This window comes from Pseudomonas sp. Root401 (genome assembly GCF_001425105.1).
In the GTDB taxonomy this organism is placed as follows: domain Bacteria; phylum Pseudomonadota; class Gammaproteobacteria; order Pseudomonadales; family Pseudomonadaceae; genus Aquipseudomonas; species Aquipseudomonas brassicacearum.
Genome location: NZ_LMDO01000003.1, coordinates 157,138 through 174,694, shown reverse-complemented (window position 1 = coordinate 174,694; position 17,557 = coordinate 157,138). Strand labels below are relative to the sequence as shown.

The following is a 17,557-nucleotide window of genomic DNA, read 5'->3' as shown; positions in this document are numbered from 1 at the left end:
GTAACCGTCCGCCCAGCACCCTCTCCTGACAGCCCTCCAAATTGGCCAAGATAGTGGACACCATTTTTTAGTGGACACTATCTTGGATACAGTTGCCCCTGCCCGTCGAGCGGGTCGTCGCCCCAACTTCCCGCTCGACTTTAAACGCCGAGTCGTCGAAGCCACCTTCCAGCCCGGCGCCTCCGTGTCGTTGATTGCTCGCGAACATGACGTCAATGCCAACCTGGTATTTCGCTGGCGGCAACAGTATCAGGAGGGATTATTCGGCCCGGTTAGCCAGGGTATAACGCTCTTGCCCGTTCAGATGATCGAGACGCCAATGGATCTGGCGCAAGTYGTCCAGCCACCGGCAGAGCATTATTCCGAGATCGCAGTTGAAGTAGGAAAAGCCAAGCTGTGTATTACGGGTGCACCCGATCCGCAGACGCTGCAACTCGTCTTGCAGCAGTTATTGCGATGATTGCTCCTCCTGCTGGAACCCGTATCTGGATCGCCGCCGGCGTCACTGACATGCGCCGTGGCTTCGACGGATTGGCGGCTTTGGTGCAGACCCAACTGGAAGCCGATCCCTTCTCCGGTCAGATCTTCGCCTTTCGTGGACGACGTGGTGACCGGATCAAGTTGTTGTGGTGGGATGGCGACGGCTTGTGCCTGTTTTGCAAACGGTTGGAACAAGGACGCTTTGTCTGGCCACAAGCAACCAGCGGCAGCGTGTCGCTGACGAGCGCGCAGCTGTCGATGCTGTTGGAGGGCATCGATTGGCGCAGGCCAATTCGTACAGCACCCGTCCTAGCGGTCTGACTTGCCGCACTGAAAAACCTCGGTAACATGCGGTCATGACTCTCGTGACCGACTCTCTGCCGAATGATCTTCAAGCTTTGAAGGCTCTGGTCTCTGCCCAGCGGGCAGAGATTGAGCGCTTGAAGATGATGATCGCCAAGTTACGTCGCACGCAGTTCGGGCGCAGCTCCGAGCAACTGGACGCCATGATCGACCAACTCCAGCTGAGTCTTGAGGAGCTGGAAGTCAGCCAGGCAGAACTAACACCCTCAACTGAACGGCCACCTCGCACTGTCTCTCGGCGCAAGCCGTTACCTGAACACCTACCTCGCGAAATCCACGTCCATCAGCCGAAGTCGCAATGTACTGGCTGCGGTGGGAAGCTTCGCCATTTGGGTGAGGATGTGTCCGAGGTGCTGGAGTATGTTCCGGCACGTTTCAAAGTCATTCGTCATGTCCGTCCAAAGTGGGTTTGCCGGTGCTGCGAGCACATCGCCCAAGTGCCGGCGCCGAGTCGTCCGATAGCCCGAGGCCTTGCAGGCCCAGGGTTGTTGGCCCATGTGCTGGTCTCGAAGTTTGTCGATCATTTGCCGTTGTATCGGCAGTCCGAGATCTACGCCCGTGAGGGCGTAGATCTGGAGCGCTCGACCTTGGCTGACTGGGTCGGCCAAAGCAGCCAGTTACTCAGGCCGTTGGTCAACGCACTCAAATCTCACATCATGAGTGGCCATAAAGTCCACGCCGACGACACACCCATTGGCACACTCTCACCCGGCACCGGCAGAACCAAAACGGCGCGCCTATGGACGTATGTCCGCGACGATCGTCCCGCCGGATCCACAACGCCAGCGGCAGTGTGGTTTGCATACTCGCCGGATCGCAAAGGACAACATCCCCGCGCTCACCTCGAGAACTTCAGCGGGATCTTGCAGGCGGACGGCTACGCTGGTTTTGCTCAGTTATATAGCTCGGGCAGCGTTCAAGAGGCCGCCTGCTGGGCTCACGCCCGGCGTAAGTTTTACGACGTTTACAAAGACCAGTCCTCGCCGCTTGCCGCCGAAGCGTTGCAACGAATTACGGCGCTGTATGCCATTGAAAGTGAGGTTCGCGGCCAACCGCCCGACCGGCGAAAAGCAKCTCGGCAAAGCCGAGCCGGCCCACTGTTGCAGCAATTGCACATGTGGCTTAGCCAAACGCTGACTCAGCTGTCGAAAAAATCGGCATTGGGTGGTGCGATTTTTTATGCCCTGAATCGGTGGCAGGCGCTAGTGCGCTACTGCGATGACGGGCGGATTGAGATCGACAACAACGCTGCCGAACGAGCGTTGCGCGCCGTCGCGCTAGGCAGAAAAAATTATCTGTTCGTCGGCTCCGATGCCGGTGGAGAGCGAGCTGCTGCGATTTATAGCCTAGTGGGTTCTGCCAAACTCAACGACCTGAACCCGCAAGCCTATTTGACCCACGTGCTGGAGCGAATCGCCGAGCACCCGATCAACCGGGTAGAGGAACTGTTGCCCTGGAACGTTTCCCTTAACCCCCTCGAACACAGCGAGGCTGCTTGACTCATGCCCAAAACGATTTCTCCGTCCATGATTAAAACCGATCAGGTTCTGGTGCTGCACATCGAATTCAAATGGATAAAACCTTCGATCTGGCGTCGAGTTGCAGTGCCTGAAAACATCACCTTGAGCAAGTTGCATCAGGTGATCCAGGCTGTGTTTGGCTGGAGCGACACGCATCTGCATGAGTTTGAAATTGATGGTGAAAGTTACGGTGTGCCTGACCCGGATTGGGGCCCGCCGGTGATTTCTGAGCAGCGTAAAAAGCTGATCAACGTGTTGTACGGGAAGAAGACGTTTCGTTATGTCTACGACTTTGGCGACAACTGGGAGCTGCGCATCAAAGTCGAGAAAACCTTGCCCGCGATTATTTTCCCACAGGTGCCGTGTTGCATCGATGGGGCCAATAGATGCCCGCCGGAAGATATTGGCGGTGTGGCTGGTTATGAAGAGTTTCTGGCAGCGTTGGCAGATCCGAATCATCCCGAACATGAAGAAATGTCGGAGTGGTATGGGGATGATGGATTTGATCCAACAGCGTTTGACTGCGATTGGGTCAACCAATGGCTGAAGAAGCAGGTGAAGGTCTGATCAACAAGAGGGTGTCGGGCGGACGCTTACGTATTTGATCCAACAGCGTTTGACTGCGATTGGGTCAACCAATGGCTGAAGAAGCAGGTGAAGGTCTGATCAACAAGAGGGTGTCGGGCGGACGCTTACGAGACTCGTGCATTCCATATAAATCAAGCCTTGCAGGGTGATTGTAAGGGTAGGGATACAAGCCGGGATACACATTTAGTCCGGCTGCGTCTTATCCTTGGGCGGGAAGAGTAATGCAAGGCGAGCACGTACGACAGATGCTTCAACGGTTTCGACAAATTTTCTGACGTCCTCCATTGCCTGCGTAACCCATTCTGCTGGAAATGAGTGCTCCGCCCCATTCTTGTCCTTTCCGTTCCTATGAACAACGTCGTGCCTGATCTGTACTAATTCAAGAAGTCTGATCTTGAGCGCTTCGTCTGGAAAGATATCTACCTCTAGGGCGATCTTAAAAATAGCCTCGATTTTTGGGAGGTTGTGATAAAGCAGTCCCTTGAGGTAGCTGCGGATCCTGTCACTTACCACCTCAGGGTTTGCCAATATAGTGCTCAAAGGGACCTTCTCAGCGGATAACTCTTTATCTTTGATGGCTAAGCGCTGCATCGCCTTCGGTTCTGTGAGTACTGCGCCTTGGAGCGTGTCTCCTAGGTACGCCTCCATCGAGCTAACTGTTTCGGCGAAAATCATCCGCTGTATTATCGACGCTGACCGCCTAAAAACTCCCAGTTCGCTACCTGAACACTCGGCGAGCACATCACCCAGGTGGTGATAGGTAGAGATGTAAATCTCGTATGGCTTCTGCGGAATAGAATTGTTGAGCCATTCATTTTCCTCTGAGTCGCCCGACCCAAAGGGGGCCTCGTCTGCATCGACATCCACATCGGGATGGTCTAGGATTTCTATAAAGCAGCCAGCAGGGGAGTTCTGAATGTTGATATTGAAGAACTCTCCGCACTGGTCACATGCCATTTCACCGTCATCTTCAGACAGGGAGTCCGAGAGCGGTTCGACGCACCAATCTACCTCTGGCACCTCAACAGTTACGCAGGCTTCTTGCTTACATGCTGGGCATTCAAATCGTGCCGTGGTGGTTAGCTGACTCATATATTGCTCGGTCCAGGGAGGGGTGCGATTTTGGGATAGCGACCAGCTTAGCCTACCGGCTCAGAAACCGCCGGGGACCCTGGATGATATGTGACGGTACGGGGCATGAAACCCGCGGGATCTAGCTAGTGGGAGGCATTGGAAGTTACTGAAATTTCAATCGTTGAAATTGAAAGGATCTTGAAGAAAAAGGGCCATCGTTACAGCTTCGGTAAAGGTGGCTGTGTCTGTTGCTGATAGTGAACACCTGCACAGCGTCAACCACGGTAATGGTTGTCAACCACGTCAACCTGTCAACCAACTTAAAAAATCCAGCCGCTAACACGACCGCGCGGGTTTTATGCCCCGTGTCTATCCGGAATGCCCAGGGTCCCCGGCGGCTTTCCGCTTCATGGAGCAAATGACTAGTAAACAGCAGTTCACCAGGTTCACCTGTTTACTAAGCTCAGCACCTTTCCGCCGACACGATCACGCGGGTTTCCTGCGCCGTATAGGACCTAGGCAGAGACTCGCGCTATCGGCAAGACGCCATGAGCATGATCTATCTCTCGTCGCTGAAGGAGGATCTCGTGACGGGGCATGGGGATTCCCTCAAAAAAGGTGTTACGGGTGTTACAGCGCTGATTAACTGATTGATTTATATTGGTTTTTTTGTGTTACATAAAAATATTTATCATGCTTGGCTGCGTGTTATATGAAGCGTAGGTGTTACGCTTTTTTCAAAATATTAGAAGCTGTTTTTTCTCAAGAAAGTACAATTAAGTCAGTATCTTATAGCTCTATCCTAGAGAGGAGGCTAGCGTAGCTGGCACGCTATCCATTTAGAATGAGCGAGTAATGCATGCATGGGACAGTCAGGGGTCAATTTGGAAGATAAGGAAAGTTTCCTAGGTGCTGTCGCGTCGAACGCTGGCGACGACTTCCATGTGCTTTGGGCCACGCGTGAGATGCTCCGGCTGCTCGACGCTAAAGACGACGTAATAGCTGTCAAGGTTGAAGGCCCTCCTCGTGATGACGTTCACGCTCAGTTGGGGGAACATGGTCAAGCTGCCGATATCGTCCTAATACGTAACACGTCGGAAGAACTCAGCTATCGCTACTTGCAGCTCAAACACTCCGCGTCACACCCTCAAGATAACTGGACGTGGTCGCGACTTCTCACCCGCCGAGCGAAGACCAAGCCGCGTAGTAGCGTGCTCGGCAAACTCGCAGGGCTGTTGAAAGCCGTCAAATTCAACGGTGATTTCTCGATCGTAACCAATCAACCGCTGTCGGCCTCAGTGGTAGCAGATATTGCACGGTTGATCAAGAGTGGCACCAAGCCCGCACCAGACGATACGGATCTATTTAACAAGCTCAAAAAAGGGCTTGGATTGACTGCCCTGCAAGTTGTAACTTTTCTCAAAGCATGGGATTTGACGGGTTTTGCGTCGACGTCTCGACTGATGATGGAGAGCGAAATCATCCTGCGTCTCGCCAGTATGGCCGATGCCGATACGCGCGACGACGCCAATCTATTGCAGAAGCGCGTTGCTACATTGATGCTCCCTGAGAGCACTAACGATCCTGCAGTGACGAGGGAAGTGCTATCGGTCTGGCTGGGAGTAGGTAGCAGCGGGATGCTGTTCCCGGCCCCGTCACAGATAGAACCTGCTCGGCCATACGTACGTCGCACAATCATCGATCTTCTCGGTGCGAAACTTGCAGATTTTCAGCATAAACCACTGCGCGTTCACGCTGGGGGCGGATGTGGCAAGACAAGCCTGATTTTCGATTTACAGTCAGTTCTCCCGCCAGGCTCCGAGGTGTTTATATATGACTGCTATGGCGGAGGCTTATTTCTGGCTTCAGATCAGAAGCGCCACCTACCTGAGCAGGCTTTCACGCAGTTAGGCAATGAGCTTGCTGCACGCCTTAGAACGCCTCTGGTTATTCGGCGTCGAGGTAGCATTGATGTGTTCGAGTCGTTCCGCAAGCGAGTCGAGGTGGCAGCGGGCGTTCTAACAGCACGAAATACGAATGCGCAGCTCATACTCTGTTTCGACGCGGTCGACAATGCGAGAACAGGCTCTATCCATTGGCACGACCTTTGTTTTCTCGATGCATTGAGTCAGGCGTCGGCTTGGCCCGCCAATGTTCGGATTATTGTGAGCTGCCGGACTGCTCGACGGGACGAGGTTGGTGATAAGCGACTCTACGACGATTTTGAGATTCCAAATTTTAACGTCGATGAGGTCCGCCAGCTTGTTGCCTCCTGGCAACCCAAGTGGAACCCCGAGCTCGCCACTACGTTTGAAAGTCTCACAGGCGGTAACCCGCGTCGTCTTGTTTATGCCATTAAGGGTTTGCCGAGCGACGGGGAGATGCGTGCGATAGAGCGGCTGATGCCGAAGGCCGAGGGTATAAACCCTTTATTTGAACAGCGTGTTAGTGAAGCAGGTAAGCATCTCGGTAGCGCTGATAAAGTCTGGCAAGTGCTTGATGCTCTTTCCCGTTTGCCCCGCCCAGTGCCACGGCGGATTCTCGCAGCGTTGGCAGAGCTATCTTGCGCTGATATCAACGACATAGCAGCAGATGTAGGCGGCATTGTAGAGCACGATGAGGGATGGTCCTTCCACGATGAAGACTTCGAAGCCTTTGTAATTGAGCGGCCTGACAATGGTGGAGAAAAGCTACTTGAACGTGCGGCCGATCTTCTCTTCGATACCCGGCTCACAGATCGTTACGCAGCATTCAGCGTCGCAGAAGTACTCGCCGCCGCCAACCGTCTTGATGCACTTTACGCATTGGTTACTCAGGAGCAGAAACCCTCGTCCGTTCTAAATCTGCTAGAAGCTCAGTTTATCTGGTCTCGACAGTTAAGCCTCGCAATACGCTGCTGCCGTACAGCGGCGGATATCACTAATGCATGTAGCCTGCTCATCGCATCGGCCGAGGCGATTCATCGCACTAACTTGCTAGAGAACCTTACGGTTAAGAACCTTGACCTCTCGGTGCGATTCGCTGCTGAAGAGGCAAATCGCCTCGTGATGGTTGGTCAACGTCATCGGAACAAACGCCCGCAATTACGGATTGAGCTAGCCCTACATGCGGCGCTGACTCGTCCTGAAACAGCAAAAGCTCACCTGCGATGGTGGCATGCTCACCTTCGTGAACTAAGCAGTAAGAATAGCCCGCATAGGATCGAAATTACAGCTAGCGACATAGCCGTCGAGTATCAAGTCTATGCAGCGCTATCAAATGAGGGTGAAGCCTTCGATCGCCTACTTTGCTGGCGTCCTAAGTCGGTTTTGCACTCGGTACTCAAAATATTAGCGGCAAGTGGTGCGGGAATAAATCTCCAAACACTACTCGCCGTGATCAATAAGCGCGCATGGCCTCCACTCGGACTGGCACCCTTGATGGCAGCGGCTCTACTCGCCGGAGCGGACATGGGGAACTCCATTATGCGCAAAGGCCTCGCAGGGCTTGCGCAGGCAACCCGTGCACGATGGCAAATGCCAATAGAGACCGGGTTATCAAACTCTCCATTACTAGCTTGGCAAGAAGCTGTGCTCTTGGTATGTGAACGTGCCATCACCCATGAAGATCTCAGGCCTTTGGTTGCTGTGATCCTAGAGCGCGCAATGCCAAAGCCTGTACTTGAGGAAACATATCATCTTCACCGGCTGCGGTCGGCCGGAGCGCGACAGGCACGAGCTTACGCGCTGCGCGAGCTAATCTCTGGAGTTATCGTACCAATTGCTGATTGGCTGCCACCGCGACGCACCGCTCCCCCACGGACTGAACAAAGACCAGGACGGCGCCCGGAGAAATCACCTGAGGAGTACTGGAATGAGACCCTCGCAGAAACGGTAACAGCATTCTCCCGGTTCATTGACGCAGCAAGAATAACTGTAACGTCAATTGCCGTCGATCCGGTTAGTGCATGGCCAGCGCTTGCCAAAACACTCGACGTCTCGCGCAGCTATGATCAGGCTTCACGCCGAGATCCGGACGTCGCGATATTGCTTATGCGTAATCATTTGGTGCATGCGGGACTTTGCGGCGGAAACGTGAAAAGCCTAATTCTAAGTGCGCGTAATGTGATGCAGGACTGGTCTGCTGACAGGATTACATGCGCACTGGATCTAGCGAGAGCGCTTGGATTGATTCCGCATACGTATGATGTAGTACTGCAGTTGTTGACTGAGGTTGCGGACGAGATTGGATCGGCTCCACTTCCCGCGTCTGAACGAGTCGAATTGTTTAGCCAAAGTGCGCGCATTGCGTTGTCGCTCGATGTAGGACTTGCGGAATGGTTGTTCGGCAAGGCGGTAGAGGCAACCGGGGCGATAGACTTTGAAGCTCGCAGTGCACTTGCGGCTGCTGGTGCTATCGCGCAGACAGGCCTTAATGGGAGTTCTGCTGAGCACGCAGTTTTCGCTGCGCGTCTTGGCGACGCCGCAGGCGCGGTCGCGGAGTCACTTGGAGCTGGTGATGATTTTGCATGGGATGACGTAATCGGTTGGGTCACCTCCGCAAGTCTTTCAATGGGCTTAGTTATTGCTGCGCGGTGGCACGATAGGGGTATCACATTATTTGACCATAGTTTGCCCAAGGTGATAGCTGCTGGTGCCTCTTTGACACTTGCCCAACGGCTCGCCCTTGCGACGCTTGCATCAGATGGACCGGTCGAGCTAAACACTGTGATCGGTAGTAGCTCTGCGCTACCAAATTGGCTAGTAGAGCCGGCGTTGGCAGAGCAACTACGTGAAGGCAAGATCGATGAGTTCATCACTGCTTTCAAAAAGCTCGAAGGTTGCGCTGGTCACGACGCCTCGGCTGCGATCGTTGCGGCAAAAGTAAGTAGTGATACCTTCCTAGGATGGCCAGAGGTGGACGCTCAGTGGCATCCGACGGAAGAGTTAGATATTGAATCTACCGAAAAAGAGCATGGGCCTCTCAAGAGTGCGGATGAAATACGAGCAGCGTTGAGCGCCGGTACGGAAAAAAGAGGCCCTGATAGTTATCAGTTCCATGAGGTCGCGGAGCGGCTCGGCAGTCTCGCATTACGTGTGCCCTTTCTCGATATTGGATTCGAGCTGGGTCGCGATGGCGGAGAGTTTGGCAAAGCTGTACCCGAAATCTTGCAATGCTGGTCCAACTATCCCCCTGTTAAGACTTGGATGCGAGAGCGCTTCCCGTCCTATATTTCGGGTGCACTTCGTAATCTTTTCCATTGGAGTTACCAGACGGAGATCATAGAGGCCGCGCTCGCAGCCACCGGGCTGGACTCTGCTGCGCAGGCTGATGTCCTCCTGGACGGTATTGAACTACTTCGAGAACGTATCTCATCTGAGCTTCTCTATACGCTGACTGGACTAGTAGCCGCTCGTGTTCCGATAGAAAATCGCTCAAGACTATTTGATGCGCTGCTGCTGAGGGTCGAGGGCGGTACGTCGCATCCGGCCCGTGTTCAACTCGCCAATATTGCTCCGCCAGACAATATCGCGGAAAGCGTCGGGCGCAGCCTATTCGCCGCGATGGGCGATATCGACCGCCGGGTACGCTGGCGTGCGTGCCACGCTGCACTAGTACTGTTGCGCGGGCAAGATCCAGCGTGGGCGAGTTTGATCTCCTGTTTGGATAGGAGTTCGGAGCCCGTTTTCGCTGGGGCTCCTTTCTACCACTATGCTGCACTTGAGCAACTGATGATCGTGATGCTACGTGCCACAGTAGATAATGTGCAGGAAGTCGCCCTTCATACCCAACTCATCCTCGATACAATTCGGCGCGAGCCGCATGTAATTGTGCGCGAACTGGGACGTTCCGTGCTGCTAGAAATTTATAAGGCCGCTGCTTGGCAGTTCTCAGAAGCAGACCGTATGTTCGTGGAAAAGCTTAACAGAAGCCAGTTAGCCCCGATCCCTCGCCTTGCCAGATTTTCTCAACGTTTGAGTGAAGAGAGAGGGCGTAAGCGTAAGTATTCCTTCGATAGTATGGATGCGATCCCATATTGGTATAAACCTGCTGCGCGCTTATTCGACTTGCCACTAGATGACTTTCTTGATCGGCTTGAGTATTGGCTTCATGACAAATGGGGATATGGAGAAAATACCACGCACTGGAATCGCGAGCCGCGAATGAGTCGTCTAAATGGCTTACATGAATTGACATCTCGCAGACATGGTTCCCAGCCAACGGTCGAGCGATTGAGCCATCACATCGAGTGGCATTCGATGATGTGTGTGGTTGGAGAGTTGATATGCGAAATACCCCTGATCAAGTGTCACCAGGATGAGGACGAGCTCGAAGCATGGATTTGTCGATATCTACCGACCTTGTCGCCTCACTGGTTAAGTGACTATCGAGCCGTGCCTCCGCTTGAACCACGTTTCTGGGGTGTTGCACCAATCGAACTAAAAAGCTGTCTGGATCAGCACGAGGATGAAACCGACGCGCATGCTTGGGGATGTTCAATCTCTACCGAAACGTTTGATGCTGAAATCACAGCATCAAACGATATTGTGGTTGCAGCTGATTTTGAGCTGCAGTGGAATAAGGCCACTCACAGGGTCTATATCCATTCGGCACTAGCTTCACCTCACACGGCAAACGCGCTTGCACAGGCGCTTGCTAATACTCGCGATCACATGGATTTCGCACTGCCTGATGAGCGGTTTCACGAAAATATTGAAATGCCAGGGTTCCAACTTGAGGCTTGGCTGCAGCCGTTTGATAGTGATTCGAACGGAGATAAAATCGACGAACGCTGTGGAGCTGTTTCAGGGATTCCAGTTGGGTTAGTAGGTGCTGCCATGGATCAACAGGTGAAATTCGATGTTGAGCGTAGTGCGTGGTGCTCACCAACAGGTGAAGCTCACGTCAAGGTAAAATATTGGGGAGACGATGAACACCAAAACGGGTATGGATGGCGAGCGACGTCTAGCCGGGACTTCATATGTGACTTACTTGATCGAACTGAAAGGAGCCTCATCGTTTTAGTGCAGATTTCCCGCCAGGTACGAAATGATGAAATTGATCGTAACAAACCTCGGTGGGTTCTCTATGTGTTTGATAAAAACGGGGTAGGGACGCGTGTAGAGAGAGAACTCAGAAGCCTCGGGCGAGTTCTGGTAAGGCGTGAGAGGCTTGAAAATAGTGTTGATACTTTAGGCCGCTGGATGCTGCATAGAGCCGCTGAGCTTGATCAGCAGTGCGATATGGCCGATGAGGAACAACGTGGGTTATTAGTGCTCGAGCTTGAAAAGCTTTGTAATGCTTTTAAGCTCCGCGACAAGTAATAACTTATAGCAGTAAGGTCATGCTTCTTCGGCTGTATGTGTGGTTTAACGATTTGCTAGGGCAGCACACATAAACGTGATGCCCATGAATTTTATTTGCGTTCTTCCAAATGAGGGGTCGGATGAGTAGTGGTTGAAGAGTTTATGGGGTAAGCGTACGGGCAAACCGTCTTGCACGACTAAGCCGGACGCCACCTATGCGGCAGCAACTCTGCAATCTCACTTGCCCGCTGCGTAGGCAGGCGCGTCAGCACATCCTTCAGGTAGGCATATGGATCGTGCCCATTGTTCCGGGCCGACTGGATCAAACTCATGATCGCAGCGGCGCGTTTGCCGCTGCGTAGCGACCCAGCAAAGAGCCAGTTCTTGCGCCCCAGCGCCCAAGGCCGTATCTGGTTCTCACACCAATTATTATCAATAGGTACGGCCCCGTCATCGAGGTAGCGCGACAGCGCCGTCCAGCGTTTCAAGCTGTAATCCAAGGCTTTGCCAATGGCCGAACCGTTATGCACGATGTCGCGCTGGGCAACCATCCAGGCATGCAACGCATCCATCACCAGTACCGCCTTTTCTTGCCGTATTCGGCGGCGTATGTCCGGTTCCAGATCCTTGATTTCCCCCTCGATCTCGTACAGCGCCTGCATGTAACGCAAGGCTTGCTCAGCCAGCGTGCTCTTGTGAGTCGCATGCAGTTCGAAGAGCTTGCGCCGCGCATGGGCCATGCAGCCGATTTCAGTCACGCCGAGTTCGAAGCTGGCCTTGTAACCGCCGAAATCATCGCAGACCAGCTTGCCCTTCCAGTCTTGCAGGAAGTTACGCGCATGCTCGCCGGCCCGGCTGAGGCTGAAGTCGTAAACGACAGCCGAGGTTTCGCAAAACGGGCTGGTGGCGTAAGCCCAAACGTAGGAACGATGGATTTTCTTGGTGCCCGGCATGAGCATTTGCACCGGCGTTTCATCAACGTGAACGACCGGCTGTTCAAGCACCACTTCGCGCAGCGCATCGACCAGTGGCTGCAACTGCACGCCACAGGCGCCAACCCATTGGGCGAGGGTCGAACGCGGGATAACCAGGCCGGCGCGGCCAAGCATGGCTTCCTGGCGATACAGCGGCAGATGGTCTGCAAACTTCGCAATCATGACGTGGGCCAACAAGCCCGCAGTCGGGATGCCCTTGTCGATCACCTGCGCTGGCACCGGGCCTGGCTCAGTGTTTCGCAACTGTCGCAGACCCACTTGCCACGGATATGGCGCTCCACGGTGAACACTCCATGTGTGTAATCGAGCTTCTCGCTGACATCTTCACCGATGCGTTTGAGCGCGCAGCCACAGGCACACTCCGTGTTGTCCGGCTCGTGATGGATCAGCGTGCGGGGAAACTCAGGCGGCAAGGCGCGACGTTTGGGTTTCTGCTTTTCCTGGGTGGGTGCCGGAGTAACTTGCAGCGACTCCAGTTCCGCTTCAATGGCAGCGATATCGGTATCGATCAGATCGTCAAGCAAACTGGCCTGTTCTGGGTTCATTTGCTCGCTGCGTTTGGCGAACTTGAAACGCTTGAGCTGGGCGATCTCATGGCTGAGTTTTTCGATCAACGTTTTGTCGTGGTGGATCTTCTTGTCCATGACCTGGACGGTCTTGCCCATCGTTTCAACTTGCTCGTCGAGCGCCGAGACGCTTTGCAGCAACTGCGCCGCGAGTGCACGCAGTTGTTCGGGGTTCAGTTGGTCAAGGTCGGGGATCGAAGTCATGCCGCCGATCTTGCCAGATCAGCGTAAACAGGACGACAGGCTGATCGGACAATTGCGCTGCCGGATGGGGCATGATTCGGCTTAGAGGACGGAAATGGCGTTTCCGGGGCCAACTCTCTGCCATGGCAAGCCCAGTATCAAGGCGTGTAGCTGTTCGGCGCTCAGCTCCATTTGTGAACCGTGGCGCGTGCCAGGCCAAGCGAATTTGCCTTGGTGGAGTCGACGCGCCGCCAACCAGATGCCCAACCCGTCGTGCACCAGGACTTTCATGCGGGTGGCGCGGCGGTTGGCGAACAGATAAGCGCAGTGCGGCTGCGCCGCACCGAACACTGAAATCACGCGGGCCATGGCGGTGTCGGTGCCGGCGCGCATGTCCATCGGCTCGGTGGCGAGCCAGATGGTATCGATGCGGATCATCGCAACAGCTCTCGAAGAAAGGTGGCACAGGCTGCGACGTTTTCGGTCGGCCAGCTCACTTTGACGGTGCCGCGTGGGTGCGGGATTTCGAGACAGATAGCCGACGACGCGGTTTGCGAATTTACCCCGGCTAGCTGCAAGGGCAGCGGAATGAAAGCAGGCTGCAGAGCCATGGTTTTCTGCGTTTGGACTCGAATCCATTTATGGACGAGGTTTGCGTTAAGGCTGTGGCTCAGCGCAACGCTGGCAATCGAGGCCCCTGGCTGGGCGCACTCTTGAATGACCTGAGCCTTGAAGGATTTGGAATAGGAACGGCGTTGTGACTGCATGAAAGACCCGCTTAAAAGGCTAGAAATGGTGTCCACTTAAATTAGGTGGACACCATGGCCTTCGGCGGTTGCGTCAGGAAGGTGTGTTTGCCGGACGCATACCTTTCAGACCCACCCTTCACAAAAATAAGCTAGCTTATGTGAGTCGCTTCGCTAGCTACTGCCCGGGCAATCATGTGACACAGTCGTGCAGCGACCTTGAATTACCCCCTTGCATGGAGTGGCAAATGAGCGCGACCGTGAATGTACTTAAAGTGAGAGATGACCACCGTCCGGTGAGATTCAGCGCGCTGAAAAACGGTGAATATACCTTGGCACTCGATGGATGCGAGCCCCCAGGGTGGGTTGCTGACGACCGTTTCGGTATGAAGGAGCTGCGCAGCCGTATTGAACCTTGGCTTACATCTCTCTTTCAATCTGAGCATTTATCTATTCTTGCTGGCTCAGGATTGACCCACGCAGTCCATTATCTTGCCGCAGGAGAGGGAGCGGCTGGTATGGGGGCCGTGGCTTTGACGGGGTATCAAGCGGAAATTTGCAAGGCAGCTGAAGAAACGAGTGAACGAGCGGGCCGTAAAAAAGGAAATCTCGAAGACCAGCTTCGTGCCGCGAATGAGTTGTTACGTGGGTTAGAGATCCTGGGGAAAACTGATGACGCCCAAAAACTCCGCCTAGAGCTGCTTGAAACACTCAACGTTTTTTCCAATGCGATATTGCAAACCGAAGCTCGCATAGCAACCGCAGACGAAACGAGACGCGAGCAAGCCTTCAATACACTCGTGACATTCTTAATGAGCTTTGCAAGCAGGTCCGGGGTACGCGACAGGCTTAATATATTTACGACGAATTACGACCGCCTCATTGAGGCCGGAGCCGAGCTAGCAGGACTGCACCTACTAGACCGTTTTGTAGGCAACCTAACACCAATCTTCCGGTCATCTCGGCTTGACCTAGACATGCACTATAACCCCCCAGGAATTCGAGGCGAACCTCGTTATCTAGAGGGCGTAGCTCGCTTTACCAAGCTACATGGCTCGGTAGATTGGGTTCAAACTGGAAAGGACATACGTCGTATTGGGCTAGCGTTTGGTGCGGACGAAATAACACCTTACCTTCAAGCTCCAGGCTTAGACGATGCAACCTCCCACAAAATAATGATCTATCCGAACGCAGCTAAGGATCGAGAGACATCCGATTATCCCTACGTTGAGCTGTTTCGGGATCTCGCGGCGGCTGTATGCCGCCCCAATAGCACGTTGGTGACATACGGCTACAGTTTTGGCGACGAACATATAAACCGCGTAATTCGCGACATGCTCACAATCCCATCAACCCATCTGGTGATCATTTCCTATGATGACCCGCTGGGTCGAATTATGAAAACCTATGATGAAATGGGGAGGCCATCGCAGATCAGCCTGCTGATTGGTCCGGCCTTATCGGATTTGAAGACACTCACTGAGACTTTTTTGCCGAAGGCGGCAATTGACAAGACAACGTCACGAATGAGCGATCTTATAAAACAACGCTTTGGGACCGAGCAGAGGCCAAATCGCGGTACTAATTCCGGGGCTGATGAATTCAACCTGGAGGATCTTGTATGAGTCTTTCCCCGCAGGCATATGCAGATTCATTACGAATAGGAAGCATCGACTTCGTCTCTCCCGAAGAAATTAAGGTTCTTATAGATGCCGATGCCCCTGGAACGGTCGCCCTTAACACTGGCACCCCTCGACCATTCCCACGCATCAATGGTTATGTCTTGGTCCCTAGCGATGACGGCTATCTTGTGGCCCAAGTGGAGTGGATCACAGTGGAGCGTTCCCAATATCCAAAACGAACATCCATGCAAGATATCGGCTTAGTCGACCTTCCTTACCCCCTTAGAAAGATGAGCCTTAATCCGTTGGGTTGTCTTGCATACGAGAGGCAATTTCAGGGCAATGAACGCTACGTTTTTAAAAGAGGCGTGGATGCTTACCCTACTGTAGGCGATCCAGTCCTATTACCCACTCAGATCCAACTCCGTGCCATCGTAGAATCCGGCGATAACCGTCACGTAAAGATCGGTACGAGTCCGCTAGCTGCTAACGCGGAAGTAAAAATCGATCCAGATCGCCTGTTCGGCCGCCATCTTGCTGTACTGGGTAATACCGGCAGTGGCAAGTCGTGTTCTGTAGCGGGTCTGATAAGATGGTCACTAGAAGCTGCTAAGAAGGCTTCGGACGGGGCTGATCCAAACGCTAGGTTTATTGTTTTGGATCCAAATGGAGAATACGCGAATACTTTCCGAGACTTGAGCAAGGTAAGAGTCTTTGCAGTTGAACCGAGCGCAGGGGTAGAACAGCTCCAAGTTCCCCTATGGTTTTGGAACACTGCCGAATGGAGCGCTTTCACGCAAGCAAGCGCAAAGGCACAACGCCCTACCTTAATCCAGGCGTTACGATCAGTTCGCGACGGAGCAGTCGAGAACCCCGTGAGTCGTAGCCATGAAATGCGGCGATTTCTCCGCACTCTTGTCAGCATTATTCAAATTGAACGCAATGCAGGTCGTCCTTGGGCTAATTTCCCACACCCTAAAAATTTCTTTGAGAAGATTCTAAAGTGGCAGGAAGGGATGGAGCAGGACGCGGATTTTTCCCAGAAAGAACAACAGACGCTCCAAGCTCTCAGCGATCAAATCGCCGAATTTGCGAATACTCGAACAGGAAAATATCCCTCGTACGATTTCACGAAGCAGGAAATAGATCTGTTCTTACTCAACGCTCAAGCTGCCCATACAGCCTTTGGGGGCAGCGATACCGATATACTTCCAATGGATGCCGACGTACCACGGGAGTTTACGGGCGAACAGTTCCTGCGTAGCGTAGAAGCGAATGCAGAACTGCTCAATGTCTCCGAGTATGTAGACACGATGCTAATGCGCATCCGGACGATCTTGTCGGATAGCCGAATGAAAACAGTCACTGCCGACACGGAAGGCGTAACGCTCGACGGATGGCTGGCTGACTATATAGGCGACAATCAAGCGTCAAATGGCACAGTTACGGTAATCGACCTGTCCCTGGTGCCGGCAGAGGTTATCCATATCATCACCGCCGTGATAGCGCGCATGACATTGGAAGCTTTGCAACGATACCGAAAACTCAATGATGGCAAGACGCTGCCGACCGTTCTTGTAATGGAAGAGGCCCACACATTCATAAAACGCTACCCGGAGAGCGCCGAAAATCAAAGCTCTGCAACTATCTGCTGTCAGGTTTTTGAAAAAATCGCACGAGAAGGGCGCAAATTTGGGCTGGGCTTAGTCCTTTCATCGCAGCGCCCCAGCGAGCTATCGCCCACGGTACTATCTCAATGCAATAGTTATCTGTTGCACCGAATCAGCAATGATCGGGATCAAGAACTTGTTCATCGACTCGTCCCAGATAATCTCAGAGGACTACTGCGCGATTTGCCCTCACTTCCCTCACGACATGCCATTTTGCTGGGCTGGGCATCGGAGTTACCGGTTCTCGTTCAAATGAACTCCCTTCCCGATTCTCATCGACCAAAATCTGACGATCCCGATTTTTGGGCAGTTTGGTCAGGTAAACGCATCGATGCAGGCGGAGAGGTTAAAGTGGAGCGAGATGTCGACTGGAAGAAAATCGCCGATGATTGGCAGCAGCGTCCTCATGTGCCCGAGCCAGAGGATTTCTAGCCCAGCTATACGACCAAATCCCTTATGTGAAT

At 53.4% G+C, this 17,557-nt stretch carries 10 protein-coding genes and 1 pseudogene; 7 read left to right on the top strand and 4 right to left on the bottom strand.

Going from position 1 to position 17,557, the window contains the following annotated elements:
* The first annotated feature begins 82 nt into the window (after positions 1 to 82).
* Genes tnpA (ASC85_RS33730) through ASC85_RS04640 form a run of 4 tightly spaced genes read left to right on the top strand, consistent with a single transcriptional unit; the run spans position 83 to position 2,930 of the window.
* Positions 83 to 460 (top strand): IS66-like element accessory protein TnpA, encoded by a 378-nt coding sequence (gene tnpA, locus ASC85_RS33730; protein ID WP_057448444.1) that lies wholly within the window; start codon positions 83 to 85, stop codon positions 458 to 460.
* The gene (gene tnpB, locus ASC85_RS04650; protein WP_057448438.1) at positions 457 to 801 is read left to right on the top strand and encodes an IS66 family insertion sequence element accessory protein TnpB; all 345 of its coding nucleotides are present in this window, start codon (positions 457 to 459) and stop codon (positions 799 to 801) included. Before tnpA (ASC85_RS33730) ends, tnpB (ASC85_RS04650) begins: the two co-directional genes overlap by 4 nt.
* 35 nt (positions 802 to 836) lie before the next feature.
* Positions 837 to 2,342, top strand: a complete 1,506-nt coding sequence (gene tnpC / locus ASC85_RS04645; protein WP_057448437.1) for an IS66 family transposase — start codon at positions 837 to 839, stop codon at positions 2,340 to 2,342.
* Between the two features lie 3 nt (positions 2,343 to 2,345).
* Complete coding sequence (locus tag ASC85_RS04640) at positions 2,346 to 2,930, top strand: plasmid pRiA4b ORF-3 family protein (RefSeq protein ID WP_057448436.1); 585 nt, start codon at positions 2,346 to 2,348, stop codon at positions 2,928 to 2,930.
* A gap of 204 nt (positions 2,931 to 3,134) precedes the next feature.
* On the opposite strand, the gene ASC85_RS04635 is transcribed toward ASC85_RS04640, so the two are convergent.
* Complete coding sequence (locus ASC85_RS04635; RefSeq protein ID WP_156395612.1) at positions 3,135 to 4,043, bottom strand: hypothetical protein; 909 nt, start codon at positions 4,041 to 4,043, stop codon at positions 3,135 to 3,137.
* Positions 4,044 to 4,909: 866 nt separating this feature from the next.
* Between ASC85_RS04635 and ASC85_RS04630 the strand changes: the two genes are divergently transcribed.
* On the top strand, positions 4,910 to 11,329 hold the full coding sequence (locus ASC85_RS04630) for a dsDNA nuclease domain-containing protein (protein ID WP_162254864.1): 6,420 nt from the start codon (positions 4,910 to 4,912) through the stop codon (positions 11,327 to 11,329).
* A 179-nt stretch (positions 11,330 to 11,508) separates the two neighbouring features.
* Here ASC85_RS04630 and tnpC (ASC85_RS04625) read toward each other — a convergent pair.
* The 3 genes and pseudogenes from tnpC (ASC85_RS04625) to tnpA (ASC85_RS04615) form a co-directional block, all read right to left on the bottom strand.
* A pseudogene (gene tnpC / locus ASC85_RS04625) lies at positions 11,509 to 13,076 on the bottom strand (IS66 family transposase).
* 81 nt (positions 13,077 to 13,157) lie between these two features.
* A complete protein-coding gene (gene tnpB, locus ASC85_RS04620) occupies positions 13,158 to 13,493 on the bottom strand; it encodes an IS66 family insertion sequence element accessory protein TnpB (RefSeq protein WP_057448433.1) in 336 nt (111 codons plus the stop codon).
* Complete coding sequence (tnpA, locus tag ASC85_RS04615) at positions 13,490 to 13,822, bottom strand: IS66-like element accessory protein TnpA (protein WP_057448432.1); 333 nt, start codon at positions 13,820 to 13,822, stop codon at positions 13,490 to 13,492. The genes tnpB (ASC85_RS04620) and tnpA (ASC85_RS04615) overlap by 4 nt, the downstream gene beginning before the upstream one ends.
* A gap of 227 nt (positions 13,823 to 14,049) precedes the next feature.
* Between tnpA (ASC85_RS04615) and ASC85_RS04610 the strand changes: the two genes are divergently transcribed.
* Together ASC85_RS04610 and ASC85_RS04605 are read left to right on the top strand one after the other, a co-directional pair.
* A complete protein-coding gene (locus ASC85_RS04610) occupies positions 14,050 to 15,426 on the top strand; it encodes an SIR2 family protein (RefSeq protein WP_082534315.1) in 1,377 nt (458 codons plus the stop codon).
* The gene (locus ASC85_RS04605; RefSeq protein ID WP_057448430.1) at positions 15,423 to 17,525 is read left to right on the top strand and encodes an ATP-binding protein; all 2,103 of its coding nucleotides are present in this window, start codon (positions 15,423 to 15,425) and stop codon (positions 17,523 to 17,525) included. The genes ASC85_RS04610 and ASC85_RS04605 overlap by 4 nt, the downstream gene beginning before the upstream one ends.
* Positions 17,526 to 17,557 lie beyond the last annotated feature (32 nt).

Excerpts from the sequence above, each read along its gene's own strand:
- ASC85_RS04640 (WP_057448436.1), top strand. The coding sequence starts at position 2,346 with ATGCCCAAAACGATTTCTCCGTCCATGATTAAAACCGATCAGGTTCTG.
- ASC85_RS04610 (WP_082534315.1), top strand. The coding sequence starts at position 14,050 with ATGAGCGCGACCGTGAATGTACTTAAAGTGAGAGATGACCACCGTCCG.
- tnpB (WP_057448433.1), bottom strand. The coding sequence starts at position 13,493 with ATGATCCGCATCGATACCATCTGGCTCGCCACCGAGCCGATGGACATG.
- tnpB (WP_057448438.1), top strand. The coding sequence starts at position 457 with ATGATTGCTCCTCCTGCTGGAACCCGTATCTGGATCGCCGCCGGCGTC.
- ASC85_RS04635 (WP_156395612.1), bottom strand. The coding sequence starts at position 4,043 with ATGAGTCAGCTAACCACCACGGCACGATTTGAATGCCCAGCATGTAAG.
- tnpA (WP_057448432.1), bottom strand. The coding sequence starts at position 13,822 with ATGCAGTCACAACGCCGTTCCTATTCCAAATCCTTCAAGGCTCAGGTC.
- ASC85_RS04605 (WP_057448430.1), top strand. The coding sequence starts at position 15,423 with ATGAGTCTTTCCCCGCAGGCATATGCAGATTCATTACGAATAGGAAGC.